Below are 17,416 nucleotides of genomic sequence, written 5' to 3' on the forward strand. Positions count from 1 at the left end.
CGTGAATTACAGCGTACGCGCGACTTCGGTAACCTCGAAGACTTCGAACTGATCGCCTTCGACGATATCGTTGAAGTTCTTGATCGACATACCGCACTCGAAGCCCTGACGGACTTCCTTGACGTCGTCCTTGAAGCGCTTGAGCGAATCGAGCTCGCCCGTGAAGATAACGACGTGGTTGCGCAGCACGCGCACCGACGACGAGCGCTTGACGAAACCGTCCGTGACCATACAGCCGGCCACCGTGCCGACCTTCGGCACCTTGAAGACCTGGCGCACTTCGACCGTGCCCGTCACGACTTCGCGCTTCTCCGGCGCCAGCATGCCCGACATCGCCGCCTTCACTTCATCCACGGCGTCGTAGATGATGTTGTAGTAGCGGATATCGACGCCATTGGCTTCCGCGAGCTTGCGAGCCTGCGCATCCGCGCGCGTGTTGAAGCCGATGATGACCGCCTTCGACGCCGTCGCGAGGTTGACGTCCGACTCGCTGATGCCGCCGACCGCGCCGTGCACGATCTGCACCCGCACTTCGTCGGTGGAGAGCTTCTGCAGCGACTGCACCAGCGCTTCCTGCGAACCCTGCACGTCAGCCTTGACGATGAGCGGCATGTACTGCACTTCGCCTTCGCCCATCTGCTCGAGCATGTTCTCGAGCTTGGCGGCCTGCTGCTTGGCGAGCTTGACGTCGCGGAACTTGCCCTGACGGAACAGTGCAACTTCACGCGCCTTGCGCTCGTCGGGCATGACGATCACTTCTTCGCCTGCCTGCGGCACTTCCGACAGGCCCTGGATTTCGACCGGGATCGACGGACCAGCGGACTTCGTCGGCTTGCCGGTTTCGTCGAGCATGGCACGCACGCGACCGTAGGCGCTGCCTGCCAGCACGACGTCACCGCGATTCAGCGTACCCGACTGGACGAGGATCGTTGCAACCGGACCCTTACCCTTGTCGAGCTTTGCTTCGATCACGAGACCCTTGGCCGGCGATTCGACCGGTGCCTTCAGCTCCAGCACTTCGGCCTGCAGCAGCACGTTTTCGAGCAGATCGTCGATGCCTGCGCCGGTCTTCGCCGACACCGGCACGAACGGCGAGTCGCCGCCGTACTCTTCCGGCACGACGCCTTCGGCGACGAGTTCCTGCTTCACGCGCTCCGGATTCGCATCCGGCTTGTCGATCTTGTTGATCGCGACGACGAGCGGTACACCACCGGCCTTCGCGTGGGAAATCGCTTCCTTCGTCTGCGGCATTACGCCGTCGTCGGCGGCGACTACCAGAATCACGATGTCGGTCGCCTTCGCACCGCGAGCACGCATTGCCGTAAAGGCTTCGTGACCCGGTGTGTCGAGGAACGTGATCACGCCGCGCGGCGTTTCGACGTGGTAAGCGCCAATATGCTGCGTAATACCGCCCGCTTCGCCAGCCGCAACCTTCGCGCGGCGGATGTAGTCGAGCAGCGAGGTCTTGCCGTGGTCGACGTGGCCCATCACGGTGACGACCGGGGGACGCGGCAGTGCTTCCGCGTCGGTCGCTTCGCCTTCGACCAGCATGGCTTCCGGATCGTCCAGCTTTGCCGCGAGTGCGTGGTGGCCCAGTTCCTCGACGATGATCATCGCCGTTTCCTGGTCCAGCATCTGGTTGATCGTGACCATCTGGCCGAGCTTCATCATCACCTTGATGACTTCCGACGCCTTCACCGCCATCTTGTGCGCGAGATCCGCGACCGTGATGGTTTCCGGCACGTGCACTTCACGCACGATCGGTTCGGTCGGCGCCTGGAACGTGGTGGCCTGCTCCTGATGCTTGCCGCGACCCTTCGGACCGCCGCGCCAGCCGCGATCGACGCCGCCGCTCGAATCGCCGCGCGTCTTGATGCCGCGGCGCTTCGCTGCGTCGTCCTGCCAGTTGCCGCCCTTGCCGCCCGCGCCCGGCTTCTTCTTGTCGCCGGCCGACGGTGCGCTCGCGGGTGCCGGAGCCGCGGCTGCCGGCTTCCTGGCTGCCGGACGCGCCGGTGCCTCGCCAGCCGGACGCGCCGGCTTATGCAGCGTGCCCTTGGCTTCGGCAGCTTTGGGCGGCTCGACGGGCTTCGGTGCCGGCTCCGGCGCCTTCACCTGCGCCTTGCGCGGCGTGCTCATCATTTCGCGGATCGCACGTGCTTCGGCTTCGGCCGCCGCGCGGCGCTTGGCAATTTCTTCCTGCTCGGCCCGCGCCTTCTCGGCGGCCAGACGCGCGGCGTCCTCCGCTTTCTTCGCGGCTTCGCGTTGCGCGGCGCGCTCAGCTGCCGCGCGTTCGTCGTCCTGCTCGCTTGCCTTCGCAGCAACCGGTTCGGCGGCTTGCGCCGCAGCCTGCTGGGCCTTCTCGCGAGCTGCCGCCTCGGCCACCGCCGCCGCGCGCTTCTTCGCGTCTTCTTCCGCGCGCTGACGCTCGGCTTCAGCAGCCTGCTCGCGCGCCTGACGCTCAGCCTCTTCGCGCTCGAGCTGCTCCTGGCGCGCCTTCAGTTCCTGCGCCTGCTTTTCGAGCAGTTCGGCTTCGTGACGTGCTTCTTCCTCACGACGCTGCAGTTCGAGATCTTCGGCGTCCGCGTTCTCGGCCACATGATTCGATGCATCCCCGCCTTCCGCGACGGCCTCGTCGCGGCGGACGAACGTGCGCTTCTTGCGCACCTCGACCTGAATGGTGCGAGCTTTACCCGTCGCATCGGATTGCTTGATTTCCGACGTATGCCGTTTCGTCAGCGTGATCTTGCGCTTGTCCGCATCAGTCGAGCCGTGGGACTTGCGCAAGTGGTCGAGCAGACGCGCCTTGTCCGCCTCGGACAGGTTGTCGTCTTCGCTCGCTTTTGTGACGCCCGCCGCCTGCAGCTGCTCGAGCAGCACGCCTGCAGGCATTTTTAGTTCCGCGGCAAATTGGGCTACGTTGTTACTCGCCATTCATTCCTCTTAATGCAAGGACCGATTCCTTGCGGTTAGCATCGTGTCATGCGGCCTAACGGCCGCGTCAATTTAGTGCGCCATGGTCATTTCTCACTGGAACCAGTGTTCACGTGCTTTCATGATCAACGCCTTAGCGGCATCCTCTCCCATCCCAGTCATCTCGACCAGTTCATCCACGGCCAGCTCGGCGAGTTCGTCGCGCGTCTGGATCTGATGTTCGGCCAGTTTCGCGAGCAGGTCGGCGTCCATGCCGTCCAGGCTCTTCAGGTCGAGCGCTACATTCTCGACCTTTTCTTCGTTCGCGATCGCCATCGTCAACAGCGCGTCGCGTGAGCGGTTGCGCAGTTCGTGAACGGTGTCTTCGTCGAATGCCTCGATTTCGAGCATTTCGTTGAGCGGCACGTAGGCGATCTCTTCGAGGCTCGTGAAGCCTTCGTCGATCAGGATGTCGGCGACTTCCTCGTCGACATCGAGACGCGCCATGAACAGGTCGCGCAGAACGCCGCGCTCCTGATTCTGCTTCTGCGCAGATTCGTCCGGCGTCATGATGTTGATCTGCCAGCCGGTGAGTTCGCTGGCAAGCCGCACATTCTGGCCACTGCGGCCGATCGCGACCGCAAGTTCGTTCTCGTCGACGACGACGTCCATCGAATGCTTTTCCTCATCGACGACGATCGACTGTACGGCTGCCGGCGCGAGCGCGCCGATCACAAACTGGGCGGGGTCTTCCGACCATAGCACGATGTCGACGTTTTCGCCACCGAGCTCGTTGCGCACGGCCTGCACGCGCGAGCCGCGGATACCGACGCAGGTGCCGATCGGATCGATGCGTTTGTCGTAGGCGACCACGCCGATCTTCGCGCGCACGCCCGGATCGCGAGCCGCCGCCTTGATCTCGAGCAGGCCCTGCTCGATTTCCGGCACTTCCATCTCGAACAGCTTCATCAGGAATTCCGGCGCCGTACGCGAAAGCTCGATCTGCGGACCACGCGCGGTGCGATCGACCTTGGCGATATATGCGCGCACGCGGTCGCCCACGCGCAGGTTTTCCTTCGGAATCAGCTGGTCGCGGCGCAGGAGCGCTTCCACGCGGCCGGATTCGACGATGAAGTTGCCCTTGTCAAGGCGCTTCACCGAGCCAGTCATGATGTGTTCGCCGCGCTCGAGGAAGTCGTTCAGGATCTGCTCGCGCTCGGCATCGCGCACCTTCTGCAGGATCACCTGCTTGGCGGCCTGCGCGCCGATACGGCCGAATTCGATCGACGGCACCGGTTCTTCGATGTACTCGTCGAGCTGGATATTGGGCTGCTGCTCACGCGCCTCGAACAGCAGGATCTCCTGATCAGGCTCCTGCAGACCGGCTTCGTCCGGCACCACCTTCCAGCGGCGAAACGTTTCATGCTCGCCGCTTTCACGGTCGATGTGAACACGGATATCCGCATCTTCTTCGAAGAGTTTCTTGGAGGCCGAAGCGAGAGCCGCTTCGAGCGCGGCAAATACCACGTCCTTATCGACATTCTTCTCGCGTGCCAGCGCATCCACCAGCATCAACACTTCGCGACTCATTGTTTGCGGCTCCTAAAGTCAACTTTCGGAACAAGGCGCGCCTTGTCCATGTCCGCGAGCGTGAAATCGAGCATCGCGGCGCCTTCTTTTCCTTCAAATTCCAGACCGATCGTCTCGCCCTGCGGGGCATGCAAAATACCCCGGTACGATTTCCGACCGTCGAATGGCTTTTTCAGTGTGATAACCGCTTCGCTGCCCGCGAAACGTTCAAAATCCGCCAGTTTTTTCAGCGGGCGGTCGAGACCAGGCGACGAGACTTCGAGCCGCTCGTAATCGATATTTTCGACCGTCAGAACGTGCTGGAGCTGACGCGTGACTTTCTCGCAGTCTTCGATCGCGATGCCGGCCGGCTGGTCGATATAGATACACAACATGCCGCGCCCGGTGCGCTCGAGATCGACGAGCTCGTAGCCGAGTCCCACGACCGTGGTTTCAATCAGTTCCGTCAGTTGCACAGTGCCCTCTTAGATGTTCGCGCAGCGAGCCTCGCCTCTTCTGCAAACAACCAATGCGGGCCGCGCGCCAAGCCGGCGCACGTTCGTGCGAACCCGAGATGCCGAACCACGATTAACTGAGCGGCAAAAAAAAATGGGCTAAACGCCCATCATCTTATTGCCGGTGGTCGCACCTGAGCCGCACATGAAACCGTACGCCCAGCGACTTCGCGATTGTAGCCATTTTTCGGCCCAAACGCAATCCGCAGTACGCCGGGCGCCGCGCATTTCCGCTTGATTTCATGGGAATCTTTCGACCATGTGGCGGCAAGTCCTCGCATTCTCAAGGTCGCGCGTGCGGTCCGGAACCACAACCGGAAGAACCACGCCAATGCTTTCTGGCAAACCACTTTTTTGCGCGTTAAGCGCGGTTTCACATGGCGTTTTGACGCTTTCGGAACTCGATCGACTACGACAAAACGATGGGTTGAAAAAGCACGCTGAAACGATAAACGGCTCGCCCGGCAAGCGCTCGGCGTAGATGCCTCGCAATTGCCGGACGAGCCGTCTGAAGCGACCGTCATGAAAGGACGGCCGAAGACCGGCCAATCCTCTGGCGTCGTGCCGCGCGCCGCTTACCGTCCGCGCGAGCGCCCCCGCGGGGCGCCGCCGCCACGGTTGGCGCCGCCGCCGGCCGGACCCGCGTTGCCGCCGGCGCGATTGGGGTTACCGCCGCGGTTGCCGCCTGGTCCGCGATTGCCCCCGGCGTTACCTGGCGCCGCGCCAGCGCGCTTGCCGCCGGTGCGGGTACGGTTGCCGTTGGGCGACGGCGCGCGATTGCCGTCGACGTCGCGGCCGCGCTGACCACCGGCACCCCGATTGCCCGCGCCGGCACCGAAACCGGTGCCACTACCCACGCCCGCGCCGAAGCCGCCACCCGCCGCACCACGACGGCCCTGACCGCGGGGTTGCTGCTCGAACCGGCTGTGCGACATCAGCACCGGCTCGCGGTTGATGAAGCCCATCGACGTCTGCATCGGATCCGGCTGACGACGCTCCGGCGCCGCATTGCGGCTGCCGCGCTCCTCGGCCGGCGCCTTCAGGCCGACCGATGCCATCAGCGCCCGTACCTGGTTGTCCTCGAGCTCTTCCCAACGGCCGCGTTTCAGGCCCTTGGGCAGCGAAATCGGGCCGTGGCGCGTGCGGATCAATCGGCTGACCATCAGGCCGGCCGCTTCGAACATCCGACGCACTTCGCGATTCCGCCCTTCGGCGAGCGCGACGTGGTACCAGTGATTGGTGCCTTCGCCGCCGCCGTCGCGGATGCGCAGGAAATTGGCCGGCCCATCCTCGAGCTCGACACCGTGCAGCAGCTTCTGACGCATCCCCTCGGCGAGTTCGCCGACGACGCGCACCGCGTACTCGCGCTCGACGCTATACCGCGGATGCATGAAGCGGTTCGCGAGATCGCCCGACGTGGTCAGCATCAGCAGACCTTCGGTATTGAAGTCGAGACGGCCGACCGCGACCCACTTGGCGGTTTTCATCGGCGGCAGCTTGTCGAATACCGACGGACGGCCTTCCGGATCCGCGTGGCTGACGATTTCGCCGGTCGGTTTGTGGTACAGCAGCACGCGCGGCGGCTTGTTGGCGAGCTTGCGCTTGACCGGCTTGCCGTTGATGCGAACCTGGTCGGTCGGCATGATGCGCTGGCCGATGTGGGCCGGCTCGCCGTTCACCGACACGCGGCCCGCAATGATCAGTTCCTCCATGTCTCGGCGCGAGCCCATGCCCGCCTCGGCGAGCACTTTGTGCAGCTTCGGCGCGTCGTCGTCGGGCGACAGCACGCGCTTCGGGCCGGCGGCCTTGCCCTGGCGCAGCATCGGCGCGCGCACGCCGCCGGTCGTGCTGTTGTCCGCGTCGAACGCGGGCGACGTCACGTACGAGAACAGATCGTCCTGACCCGAATCCGCGGCCACGTCGGCACCGCGGCGGCTCTGGCTCTGGCGCTGGCCCTCGCGTTGACCTTCACGCTGACCTTCGCGCGGCTGACGTTCGCGTTGGCCTTCGCGTGATGCGCCCTCGCGCTTCGCTGCGCCGGGGTTGCGTCGGCCGCCTTGTTTGGCACCCGCATTGGCACCCGCATCCTTGCGCGGCGTGCGCACCTGCGCGACGACCTCGCCATCCGGCGGCGCTTCGGAGACGACCGGCGCGCCTTGCGCGGGCGCACCCTCGGCTGCCTTCGTTTTCGCGCCGGCGCGGCGTCGCGCGATCAGACTGCGCGGCCCGCGACGCAAACCGCGGCGCGGACGGTCCTCGCCTTCTACTTCCGCGCTGGGAGCCGGGCGCTCGCCTTCGCCTGCCGACGCTTGCGTGGTGCGTTCGTCGGTCCGCGCCGACGGCACGGCGCGTTCGGATTCGGACGAATCGGTGTCGTGGGTATGTGTCAAAACAACCTCAAAATGTCAGGTCGCGCACGCCCGTTGCGGGCGCGGCATAAAAATTCGGTTACGTCAGGCGCTGCGCGACTCGGTTTCGTCGTCGGTCAGAAAGCCTGCGTCCTGCGTGGCATCGTGGCGATCCTGCGGATCGTCGTGCGGCGCCTCGATCGGGTTCGGCTCGGCGGCGCGCCCCGGATTGCGAGCGACGCCCGAGTCGTGCGCGGGTGTTGCCGGATCGTGATGCTGTGCCAAACCGGCGACGCTGGCCTGCGCTGCAGCGGGTGCCGGTTCGGGCTGTTGTTGCGTGCCGTGCTCCGCGCTCGACGCCTCTGACGCACTCGTCGTGCCGGCGTGCTCGGCTCCTTGCGCCTGGGGCTCAGACTCGACCGTCGACTCGGCGCCGCTCTCGTGCGGCTCCGCTTCAAATTCCAACGCGGCGTGCTGCCCCGCTTCCGCCGCAGCCGGCTCGCCAGCCTCGAGCGCCGCGTCGCGCTCACTTTGCTGCTCGGCCTGCTGCTCGCTTTGCGCGTCGATCTCGGCAAACTCGATGGCGTGCTGACCCAGCAGATCCGCGTTCAGTTGCGCGGACGGATCGGCAAGCGGCGGCAGTTCGTCCAGCGCCGTCAGGCCGAGGTCATCGAGGAACTGGCGCGTGGTCGCATACAGCGCCGGACGACCCGGTACGTCGCGATGACCGATCACCTCGATCCAGCCGCGATCCTCGAGCTGCTTGACGACCTGCGTATTCACCGTCACACCGCGAATTTCTTCGATATCGCCCCGCGTCACCGGTTGCCGATAGGCAATGATCGCGAGCGTTTCGAGCACCGCGCGCGAATATTTCGGCGGCTTTTCCGGATGCAACCGATCCAGATACGTACGCATCGCGGGCTTGCTTTGAAACCGCCAGCCCGACGCCAGCCCGACCAGCTCCACACCGCGCCCAGACCAATCCCGCTTCAGGTCTTCGAGCAAGGTCCGAACAGTGTCTGCCGACACGCCGTCGGCAAAGAGCTTGCGCAATTCGCTGAGCTTTAACGGCTCCTGCGCGCAGATCAAGGCAGTCTCGAGGACGATCTTCGCCTCTTGGGTATTCATGCAGCTAGGTCAGACCCTGTGGTCAAAGAACCGGATCAAACAGACGATGTGGAACTGAAGACGCGCTCGCCCGATTCTGATCGGTCATATTGATGGGAGCACGCACCGGGGGGTGGCGAACAGACTTATCGAGCCAGACCCAGCCGGACGGAGCGGCGATATTCCTGATAGGAATCGCGTGACTGAGCGCCATATTACGCAAAAACGACCGGGGCGTAAAGCTGCGATCCCCTGTGCATCTTCTGCGGCGTCGCGGAGCGCTGCGCTCACGAGCGCCGGGCTGAGCCGCCAGAACGATCATTTCGCCGTGCGCGAGTTCTCGTCGCCGACCGCGCGCAAGGCGCAGCGCGGGCCGGCCGGATCGAGTGTTCAGACGCCGGGGTGGCGCGCCAGAAAGCGCGTCAAGCGTTCGACGCCCGCATCGAGCCGCGCCGTATCGCACGCATAGCACCAGCGCACGAAGCCCTCACCCTGCGGCCCGAACGCGCTGCCCGGTGCCACCCCGAGCCCGACCTCGCGCACCATCGCCTTGCACAGATCGAGACTGCGCGCCGAACCCGGCATCGAGAAGAACAGATACATCGCGCCCAGCGACGCCTTCACATCGACGCCCGGTACCGCCGACAGCGCACGCACCAGATGATCACGCGACGCTCTCAGGTCGCGCACCAGCTCCTGCGTAAAGCGCCCGCCCTGCTCGAGCGCCGCGATGCCGGCCTGCTGCACGAACGATGGCGCGCACGACGTGTTGTACTCGACGAGCTTCGCGAGGTCGTCCATCAAAGAAGTCGGCGCGACGATCCAGCCGAGCCGCCAACCGGTCATCAGCCAGGCTTTCGAAAACGAATTCACGCAGATCACGCGTTCGTCGCGCGTCGCGAGGTCGAGAAACGACGGCGCGGTGTGCGCGCCGTCAGCCCGGGCGGCACCATCATCGGGATAGTAGAGTCGCTCGTAGACTTCGTCGGCGACGATCCAGATGCCGTGGCGCCGGCAGTGTTCCAGCACAGTGCGCTGGTCGTCGCGATTCATCACCCAGCCGGTCGGATTGTTCGGCGAGTTGATCATCAGCATCTTCGTGTCGGGCGTCAGCGCGTCCAGCAATTGCCCGACGTCGAGCTGCCAGCCGTGGTCGCCGTAGCCGAGCGCCACGGTTTCGACGTGCGCGCCGAGAATCTTCGGAATCTCGACCAGATTCGGCCACAGCGGCGTCACCGCGACCACCCGGTCGCCTGCGCCTACCACCAGCTGCGCCGCGAGCATCAGCGCGTTGACGCCCGCGCTCGTCACCGCGACGTGCTCGGCCGACGTCGCGCCGTGCAACTCACTGACGTAGCCCGCGAGTGCCGCGCGCAGCGGCGCGATGCCGAGGTTATGGGTATAGAACGTCGCGCCGGCGGCGAGCGCGGCGCTCGCGGCGTCGCGGATGAAAGCGGGCGTCACGCGGTCGGACTCGCCGAACCAGAACGGCAGCACGTCGTCCACGCCAAAACCGGCGTTCGCGACTTCACGGATTTGCGATGGACGCAGCGCGCGCACGGCGTCGCGCGCATTCGGGATGGAGGGCACGGACGGGTCCAATTCGCTCATCGAGGCTTCCGGGGAGATGAAGGATAAGAGGCGCGGGGCGCAACCGAGAAGGCGTGCGCGATGAAGGCGGTAGTTTAGCGCGCCGGTTGACCGGGAGGCGGCGAAGCGGGCGGATTCGAGAGGGGCCGCGCCAGCCGCCAACTGATCGGACAGGCAAGCCGTGGTCGAGCGCGCGAGGCCCGCCCGTCAGTTCAACTCCTCGGCCCGCCTCGGCAGCTGCCGGATCAGATTCCATACCGCCTCGGCCGCGGGTGATAGCGACCGGTCGCGCCGCCGCACCAGCTCGACGAGGCGCTCCGCGCGCGGCACCAGCGGACGCGCGACCAACGACGCCCCTTCCGGCAGCGGCAGCGCGAGCCACGGCAGCACGCTGATCCCGACGCCCGCCTCGACGAGCCCGAACACCGTCGCCGAGTGGCCGAGTTCCTGTACCACGGTGGCGCTCACGCCCTGCGCCTGCATCACGGCGTCGATGAGCGGGCGACTGCCGGACGCGTAATCGAGCATGACGACTCGCTCGCCGTCGAGTTCCTTCCACGTAACCTGCTTGCGCGCCGCGAGCGGATGATCGTCGCGCGACACGACGCAGAACGAGTCGGTCATCAGCGTTTCGCTGAGCAGATCGTCGTCGGAGAACGGGCCGATGATCACGCCGAAGTCCACCTCCCCCGACTTCACCTTGCGCACCACGTCGCTCTGCACGTCGTCGCGCAGGCCCAGCGTCACATAAGGAAACTGCTCCATGCACGCTGCAACCACGCGCGGCATCAGCCGGCACGCGACGGTCGGGCTCGCCGCGACCACCACGCGCCCGCGGCGCTGCTCGCCGATTTCGCGGATCTCGCGCAGGGCATCGTCGAGATCGGACAGCAGCCGCGAGACGCTCGACACGAGGTTGCCGCCGACGTCGGTCAGTTGCACCTCGCGAGTCGTGCGATCGATGAGCTTCAGGCCGATCTCGCTTTCCAGTTCGCGCACGCAGCGGCTGACCGCGGACTGCGTGAGGCCGATTTCATCGCCGGCCCGGCTAAAGCTTTGCAGGCGCGCCACCTCGATGAAAACCCTGAGCTGTCGCAGCGTCACATTCATTTGTCCACCTCATTAATAGCTCAATTTGATGCGCATTGTACGTCGAAATGCCTGTCGTATTTCAGCTTCAATGACGGTCGCTGCAATGCAGCAAAAAGGCGCGGACGCACGCTGGCCGGGCCTCCTTGCACAAGATTGGTGATTGTCCTGATTTGCGAGATGGGTTTTTTGGATTCATATACGGCCCTGGTTGGCGCCCGCGTTGGCCCGCCGCCACGGGGCTCTCAGGGAATCGGAAACAAATTGGCACACTTCGTGCGTTATGAGACGCACAGGGTCGGCGCCATGATTTCCGACTGAACAGGCAAACCGTGGCAAGCCCGTCCCCTTTGGCACTCGCCCATCGAGTGCAGGAAGAGTGCGCGGCGCGGGGCAGCGCACCGGAGTTAGCTTCGCTGAGGTGAAACATGATGCTGTTCGACGATTTGAGAGATAACGAGTGGGCGCTGGTCGAGGCTTTGTTCTGTGCCGAACCGGCGCGCAGCGAACGGCGCGGTCGGCCGCGCGTGGAAGCTCGGGCGGTGGTCAATGCCGTGCTTTGGGTGCTGTCGACGGGCGAAGGCTGGTCCAAGCTGCCGGGGCGCTATCCGTCCCCGCCGACTTGCCGCCGGCGTTTCGACGAGTGGCAGGCCGACGGCACGCTCACTGAGATTGTGAAGCGGCTTGGCACGAGCGGCCGTGAAATTTCGTTGCGTGGCCGGATCGGCGCAACGGCTGCGAAACCGCCAGCACCGCCGAGCCGTGACCGTCTGCGCGGCGCATTCTGGACCAATCCGGAATCGTGGCGCGCGCCGGTCAAGATGGCCTGACGCGATACTACGTAGTTGACACCGGGCGCCTGCGGGCGCCCGGTTTTTTATTCAGCCGACTCATCCACCGCATTGCGTACCCGCATCGTCCCGCTCGGTTCGACGGTCGCGGCGAGACGCCTCTTCCCTACTGCACTCACCACTTTTAGCGGTCCTTGCACACAACTGCCGCGGCCTTGCTCCCGCGCTGCCTCAGACTCCCAATCCCCCGGATAACTCCCGGTGAAACATCCATTTACTATTAATTACAGCGTGCTTTCGCACCGCGGCATACCTTAATACGTATGCAAACAGGCCTTGAACCGATGGGCTCGAGGTTGAAGGGGATTTCGGAATGAAACCAATGTCACTGCTGTTGTGCGGCATTGTGATTTCATCGATGGCCGTGCCGGCATTCGCTCAACAACGCCCGCAGGGGTGGAACTGGCGCCCGGACCGTTCGGCGACGCTGGAGGCGTGGCAACAAAGCGAGGCGCGCAATCGCGAGTTCACGCCACCGGCGCCGCGCGGCGATCTGCGCGGCGACATCGCCAGCAACGTACGGGCACGGCCTGATGCGCCGCGCGAGGATCAGCGGCGGCGTTGATGTTCCAGGCCGCCGCGCGGACGGCGCCTCGCGAGAGCCTATAAGCGGTCTGTCGCGTTGCGCCTGCAGAATCGGGGAACCACTGGGCGCGGCGCCAGTCAGACTCAACGCCATTAGCACAGCGTGGCAGTAGTAATTCCGGTATGCCCGTATCTTCGCGATACGGGCTTTTTTTCGCCCGCAAGACGTTGATGGCGTGGAAGATGCTCAAGCGCAATAGACGGTGCGAAACGCGTCGCCGCTGCGTCCGCCGTTGGGTCGATAGGGAAGCCGAGATTCGCCCCCGGACGCGCACGGCGAACGGTCGACGGAAGGTGCAGCCCGCCGAGGGGTAACAAGCCCGGGCGGACAATGATTCGGATAAGCGATGAACCTTGAGCTAAGGCCTGACTTCGGCTGTCGCGGGGGACCGCGATTCGGTCGCACCGAGAACGTAGTCGTTCATGCGTTGAGCTGTCCACGTGAGCAGACGCTCGTCGTGCTCGAGCCGCGCAAACTCGGCTCTGCCGCGCTCGGTGAGCACGGCGATGTCGACGGGGGCATGAAAGCCCGGTGCCGGCGCGACAGTTCGCTGCCGAACGGTGTCCATCAGTCCCAGTGCGCGAAGATATTGGAAAACGCCCGGCCTTCTGGCCCAGGGAACCTGACGATATTGCGCGCGCCGCAGCGCTTCAAGTACCGCTTCGTTGGAATACGTGGTCATCTCACTTCTTTCTTAAAGTGCAGCTATGACACATTCATGCCCACGCGTCACTGCGCCACCGGCGACGCGCGTAGCACCCGCCCCTGGTCAGAAGCTCACCGCCTGTCTGACAGCGGATTTCCGCCAGGTGCTGCCTGGTCTCGCTTTCGGAACCCCCGTCAGAACGGCATGGTAGCGTTCTCTCCACAAACCGGCGATGCAACCGCCGCGGCGCGATGGCAAGTCCGTGGATTTGTCCCGAAAGACATACGTTACCCCATTTAAATTGATTCTATTCACTTTATTAGCGCTTTTTTTTGCAGCAATCGTGCTATGGAAACGCGCGCGTCGTCCGCTCATCGTCGGCGGGATCGCGCTGTTCTGGCTGCTCGCGGCTGGCTGGCTCACCGCGCCGCTGCTCGATCTGGCGCAACCGCAACGACAAAGCGTCGCGGCCGCCACCTTCGCGCCGCGCACCGCGATCATTCTGCTCGGCGGCGGCACGACCTACGACGACGACGAGCTGGTGCCCATGCCCGACGTGCTCTCGCGCATCGCGGTCACCGTACAGATCTACGCGGCCTGCAAGCGCACGGAGAACACGTGCCGGATAATCGTCAGCGGCGGCAATCCGCAGCGGCATCGCGCGACCGAAGCGGACACCTACCTGCCGTATCTGCTGCGTCAGCAGGTGGCCCGCTCGGACATCGTGCTGGAGAAAAGCAGCCGCACGACCTATGAGAACGCGCGCAACGTCTCTGCCATTGTCGGCCAATCACATTACGACACGTTGATACTCGTCACATCCGCCTATCACATGCCGCGTGCCCTGCTCGACTTCCAGTGCTTCGGCATCGAGCCGCAGCCGCAGATTTCGAGCGCGCGGCGTGCGCGGCTCGGCGTGTTGCCGCGCTACGGTAATCTCGTGGCCGCGGAGATCGCGCTGCACGAACTGGTCGGCCTCGCGCAATTTCACGTGTATCGCGCGATAGGGTGGTTCTGACGAACGACGACGGCCGATCCGCTTTCACGACTCAGCTCACCCATTACAAAAAGTAACAAATGTTCAGTGCGGTTACAAAGCCATCGGCTGGAGCAGAGTTTGCTCGCTAGAATGCATTGTCTTTCCCACTGGACAGGCAATACTCGGGTCCACCACCACTCTACGGAGGTAACGATGAAGAAAGTGTCCCTGGCGATCCTGGTTTCCCTCTGTGCCGCAGCCAGTGCGGCCTACGCGCAGGACAACGGCATCATGACCAGCACCGATCCGGCCAAGGCTGCGGACATCGAGCAGCGTGCGCAAGATTTGCAAAACCGCGAGCAATCGATGGGAAGCGCACCCGCCGCGCCGGCCAAGCATCATAAGATGGCTCCGCATCATCCCAAGAAGGGTGCTGACGCAGGCACCTGAGGGGCTGCCAGGATCACGCCTCGCGGTCTCGCCGTGAAGGTGAAAAAGCCGAAGCTGGCGGTGCCGGTTTCGGCTTTTTTATTTGCGTGATCCGGTCGATGCCGACGACGCACCTCGAATGATGTGCACCGCGCCGGCGCGGTCGCTGGCGGCATGCTTTCGGTATGCTAAAGTCGCGCACCGACCGGCGAGCCGCCGGCATCCCCTAACCCGTGCGCACCCTGGTGCGGAGGACAGCATGAGCAACATCCAGCTTGATATCGAATGGACCGAAGCAGCATCGCGCAAGATCGAAAAACTGATGCCGCGTGGCGGCCAGGAAGCGTACCTCGCGCTGCCGCCCGTCGAATGCCTGCCGATGGAAGGCGACGTGCTGTTTCTCGGCCCGGCTGGCAAGCAGCAGCCGTTCATCGTGGCGGAGCGCCAGTATCACCATGACGGCGACGCCGACTGGACCATCATCCTGATTCTCGACGTCCCGCAAGCGACCCACTAATCGGCGACGGCGCGCCGCGGCACCTGCTCAGCGTGTCCGCGCGCCGCCGCTCGCGCCAGCACACTCAGGCGATCTTCGACACGACGCGAATTTCCGCGTGCTCGATCCAATCCGCGGCCGCTTTCTTATAAGCCTGGATATGCGCGGATTTCGCGTGCGCCGCGAGCGCGTCCTGACTCTGCCACCGCTCGAAAAACACGAACCGGCGCGGCTCCTGCACGTCGCGGTGCAGGTCGTACTGCAACGCGCCCGCTTCGTTGCGCGTCGGTCCGACGATCCCTTCGAGCGCCTCGCGCAACTGTTCCTCATAGCCCGGCTTCGCCACCGAGATTGCGACCACCGCGATTTCCGCCATGCCTGATCTCCATTTTTGCGAAAAGCAGCAGCATACCCGTCGATCGCTGAACCTGCCGACGAGCGCACCGGCCAGCATGGCAACGCACGAATCTCGCCTCCGCCCGCCACGCCGCACCAGCGTCCGATCAGGCCGGAACCCGCCAGGCAAAGCAGCGCCAAGCCCCCGCCCGGACGAGCGCGCGCGCACCCGCGGCGGCACTAACATGTGAGCACCGTCGCCGCCTGGAGTTTGGCGGGCGACCACTGGGCGCCCTGCTACGCTCGGCTTGGTACGGCATCTGATTGCGATTGAGAATTGGTTTCGCGCGAGGCAAGTGCGCGAAACCCTCCGGCGCACTACCGCAATGCGTTGCCGCACGGCCGTCTGCGCCTGTTTCGCGGGCAATTTTCGCGCTCATGCGTTTGTGACACCCCGCACATTGTCGCGCGCGGCAAACTGATAGACTGATTTTGACCAATTCGCCGGAGTCCAGCGTGGCGGGTGCCACCCTCCGTGTTCGCGGGCCGAATCCGTTTCGTTCCGTCGACGCTTCGGATGTGCGAGCGCTACGCGCCGAATGGGTTTGCGTGCCCTTTCACCCGCTTGCCGCAAAAATCCCATGTCCGCTCTCATGCCCGCTTCTATGCCATCCGCCAGCGAATTGACCGTGAGCGGCCTGCTCCCGCACCTGGTCCGCGGCGAGTCGGGCTGGACCGCGACCTGGCGCGCGTTGACACTGCACAGCGTGTTCCAGCCGGTGCTGTCGGTCACGCATCAATGCGTGGTCGGCTACGAAGGGCTGTTGCGCGCGTTCGACCCGGTCGGCCTGCCCGTCTCGCCCGAAGTGCTGTTCTCCGGCACGCGCTCGGCCGCCGAAGCGCGCGAACTCGACCGCATCGCGCGTTGCCTGCACGTGGCGAACTTCATGGAGCAAGGCATCAGCACCGGGTGGCTGTTTCTGAACACGCGCCCGCAGGTATTCGAAACCGGTTGGCCGCAGCGGGCGTTCATCGACGAGCTGTCCGCGCACTTCGGGTTGCCGCAGGAGCGCATCGTGATCGAAGTGCTCGAGCAGCCCGCCGACGATGAATCCGCCGTCGCCAGCATGCTCGCCGCCTCGCAGCCGCGCGACTTCCTGATCGCGATCGACGACTTCGGCACCGGCTTCTCGAACTTCGACCGCGTGTGGCGCTTCCGTCCCGACATCGTCAAGCTCGACCGCTCGCTGGTCGCGCGCGCGGGCAGGCGTGAGGGCGACGAATCGATGATCAGCCATCTGATCGCGATGCTGCATCAGTCGGGCACGCTGGTGCTCGCCGAAGGCGTCGAAACCGATGAAGAACTGATGATCCTGATGCAGGCCGACGTCGATTTCGTGCAGGGCTTCTGGTTCGGTCAGCCGAAGAGCAGCGTGCAGGCCTCCTGCACGAAGGTGCCGGAGCTCGTCGCGTCGATCTGGAGCAAGTTCGCCGAATACGAGCGCGCACACGCCGGCCACCAGCGGCTCGGATTCGAAGGCTTCGCCGAAGCGGTGCTCGCCGCCGCCGACACCTATAAAGCAACCGGAGACCTCAACCAGGCTGCGCAAAAGGTCTGGCATCTGCCCGAGGCGCGCCGTGTCTTTCTCACCGACGGCCAAGGCGAACAGACCCAGCCTTCGGTGACGGCGGCATCGGTCCCGCCTCCTCCAAAGCGCCTCGCGCCGCTCTATTCGGAGACGCGCAGCAACTGGTCGCGGCGCGCGTATTTCCGGCACGCGCTCGCGGCGCCGGGACGCGTCGCGATGATGGGACCGCACTATTCGCTCGCCGATGGTCAAGACTGCTACACCGCGGCGATCGCGTTCGAGCGCGACGGCACGCACGTGCTGTGCGTCGATTTCGTGCCGGAGTCGTCGGCTCCCGAGGTGCGCACCGCCCGACGCGGCGCGAAGCGTTAGC

The 17,416-nt window shown here is 64.7% G+C and carries 15 protein-coding genes; 6 read left to right on the forward strand and 9 right to left on the reverse strand.

Annotated features, from left to right (window positions below; translation table 11 throughout):
- Positions 1-6: 6 nt before the first annotated feature.
- The 7 genes from infB to CI15_RS01370 form a co-directional block, all read right to left on the reverse strand.
- Positions 7-2,931, reverse strand: a complete 2,925-nt coding sequence (infB, locus tag CI15_RS01340; RefSeq protein WP_062123529.1) for a translation initiation factor IF-2 — start codon at positions 2,929-2,931, stop codon at positions 7-9.
- A 93-nt stretch (positions 2,932-3,024) separates the two neighbouring features.
- Positions 3,025-4,500: a transcription termination factor NusA gene (gene nusA, locus CI15_RS01345; RefSeq protein ID WP_062123531.1), complete on the reverse strand. Its 1,476-nt coding sequence runs from the start codon at positions 4,498-4,500 to the stop codon at positions 3,025-3,027.
- Positions 4,497-4,955 carry a ribosome maturation factor RimP gene (gene rimP, locus CI15_RS01350; protein WP_062123533.1) on the reverse strand — a complete coding sequence of 153 codons (459 nt, stop codon included), beginning with the start codon at positions 4,953-4,955 and terminating at the stop codon, positions 4,497-4,499. Before rimP ends, nusA begins: the two co-directional genes overlap by 4 nt.
- 614 nt (positions 4,956-5,569) lie before the next feature.
- Positions 5,570-7,384 carry a 23S rRNA pseudouridine(2605) synthase RluB gene (gene rluB, locus CI15_RS01355; RefSeq protein WP_062123535.1) on the reverse strand — a complete coding sequence of 605 codons (1,815 nt, stop codon included), beginning with the start codon at positions 7,382-7,384 and terminating at the stop codon, positions 5,570-5,572.
- 63 nt (positions 7,385-7,447) lie between these two features.
- The gene (scpB, locus tag CI15_RS01360; RefSeq protein WP_062123538.1) at positions 7,448-8,473 is read right to left on the reverse strand and encodes an SMC-Scp complex subunit ScpB; all 1,026 of its coding nucleotides are present in this window, start codon (positions 8,471-8,473) and stop codon (positions 7,448-7,450) included.
- 369 nt (positions 8,474-8,842) lie between these two features.
- The gene (locus tag CI15_RS01365; protein WP_062123541.1) at positions 8,843-10,063 is read right to left on the reverse strand and encodes a pyridoxal phosphate-dependent aminotransferase; all 1,221 of its coding nucleotides are present in this window, start codon (positions 10,061-10,063) and stop codon (positions 8,843-8,845) included.
- Positions 10,064-10,249: 186 nt separating this feature from the next.
- Complete coding sequence (locus CI15_RS01370; protein WP_062123543.1) at positions 10,250-11,152, reverse strand: LysR family transcriptional regulator; 903 nt, start codon at positions 11,150-11,152, stop codon at positions 10,250-10,252.
- A 407-nt stretch (positions 11,153-11,559) separates the two neighbouring features.
- On the opposite strand from CI15_RS01370, the gene CI15_RS01375 reads away from it, so the two are divergent.
- Positions 11,560-11,961: a transposase gene (locus CI15_RS01375; RefSeq protein ID WP_062123544.1), complete on the forward strand. Its 402-nt coding sequence runs from the start codon at positions 11,560-11,562 to the stop codon at positions 11,959-11,961.
- Positions 11,962-12,295: 334 nt separating this feature from the next.
- Complete coding sequence (locus CI15_RS01380) at positions 12,296-12,547, forward strand: hypothetical protein (protein ID WP_062123545.1); 252 nt, start codon at positions 12,296-12,298, stop codon at positions 12,545-12,547.
- 379 nt (positions 12,548-12,926) lie between these two features.
- Here the strand turns inward: CI15_RS01380 and CI15_RS01385 are convergent, their stop codons facing one another.
- Positions 12,927-13,250, reverse strand: a complete 324-nt coding sequence (locus tag CI15_RS01385) for a hypothetical protein (RefSeq protein WP_062123546.1) — start codon at positions 13,248-13,250, stop codon at positions 12,927-12,929.
- Positions 13,251-13,515: 265 nt separating this feature from the next.
- Between CI15_RS01385 and CI15_RS01390 the strand changes: the two genes are divergently transcribed.
- From CI15_RS01390 to CI15_RS01400, 3 genes are all read left to right on the forward strand, one after another.
- Positions 13,516-14,232, forward strand: coding sequence for a YdcF family protein (locus tag CI15_RS01390; RefSeq protein ID WP_241495779.1), 717 nt, complete (start codon positions 13,516-13,518; stop codon positions 14,230-14,232).
- Positions 14,233-14,406: 174 nt separating this feature from the next.
- A complete protein-coding gene (locus CI15_RS01395; RefSeq protein WP_062123550.1) occupies positions 14,407-14,643 on the forward strand; it encodes a hypothetical protein in 237 nt (78 codons plus the stop codon).
- A gap of 238 nt (positions 14,644-14,881) precedes the next feature.
- Positions 14,882-15,139: a hypothetical protein gene (locus CI15_RS01400; RefSeq protein WP_008923870.1), complete on the forward strand. Its 258-nt coding sequence runs from the start codon at positions 14,882-14,884 to the stop codon at positions 15,137-15,139.
- 64 nt (positions 15,140-15,203) lie between these two features.
- Here CI15_RS01400 and CI15_RS01405 read toward each other — a convergent pair whose 3' ends face one another.
- Positions 15,204-15,494, reverse strand: a complete 291-nt coding sequence (locus tag CI15_RS01405) for a putative quinol monooxygenase (protein WP_062123553.1) — start codon at positions 15,492-15,494, stop codon at positions 15,204-15,206.
- Between the two features lie 625 nt (positions 15,495-16,119).
- Between CI15_RS01405 and CI15_RS01410 the strand changes: the two genes are divergently transcribed.
- Complete coding sequence (locus CI15_RS01410; RefSeq protein WP_062123556.1) at positions 16,120-17,415, forward strand: sensor domain-containing phosphodiesterase; 1,296 nt, start codon at positions 16,120-16,122, stop codon at positions 17,413-17,415.
- Position 17,416: the final 1 nt, after the last annotated feature.

This window comes from Paraburkholderia monticola (assembly GCF_001580545.1).
GTDB classification, from domain to species: domain Bacteria; phylum Pseudomonadota; class Gammaproteobacteria; order Burkholderiales; family Burkholderiaceae; genus Paraburkholderia; species Paraburkholderia monticola.

Coding starts and splice junctions, on each gene's coding strand:
- CI15_RS01385 (WP_062123546.1), bottom strand. CDS start 13,250: ATGACCACGTATTCCAACGAAGCGGTACTTGAAGCGCTGCGGCGCGCG.
- CI15_RS01370 (WP_062123543.1), bottom strand. CDS start 11,152: ATGAATGTGACGCTGCGACAGCTCAGGGTTTTCATCGAGGTGGCGCGC.
- scpB (WP_062123538.1), bottom strand. CDS start 8,473: ATGAATACCCAAGAGGCGAAGATCGTCCTCGAGACTGCCTTGATCTGC.
- CI15_RS01380 (WP_062123545.1), top strand. CDS start 12,296: ATGAAACCAATGTCACTGCTGTTGTGCGGCATTGTGATTTCATCGATG.
- CI15_RS01395 (WP_062123550.1), top strand. CDS start 14,407: ATGAAGAAAGTGTCCCTGGCGATCCTGGTTTCCCTCTGTGCCGCAGCC.
- CI15_RS01410 (WP_062123556.1), top strand. CDS start 16,120: ATGCCATCCGCCAGCGAATTGACCGTGAGCGGCCTGCTCCCGCACCTG.
- nusA (WP_062123531.1), bottom strand. CDS start 4,500: ATGAGTCGCGAAGTGTTGATGCTGGTGGATGCGCTGGCACGCGAGAAG.
- CI15_RS01400 (WP_008923870.1), top strand. CDS start 14,882: ATGAGCAACATCCAGCTTGATATCGAATGGACCGAAGCAGCATCGCGC.
- CI15_RS01405 (WP_062123553.1), bottom strand. CDS start 15,494: ATGGCGGAAATCGCGGTGGTCGCAATCTCGGTGGCGAAGCCGGGCTAT.
- CI15_RS01365 (WP_062123541.1), bottom strand. CDS start 10,063: ATGAGCGAATTGGACCCGTCCGTGCCCTCCATCCCGAATGCGCGCGAC.
- infB (WP_062123529.1), bottom strand. CDS start 2,931: ATGGCGAGTAACAACGTAGCCCAATTTGCCGCGGAACTAAAAATGCCT.
- CI15_RS01375 (WP_062123544.1), top strand. CDS start 11,560: ATGATGCTGTTCGACGATTTGAGAGATAACGAGTGGGCGCTGGTCGAG.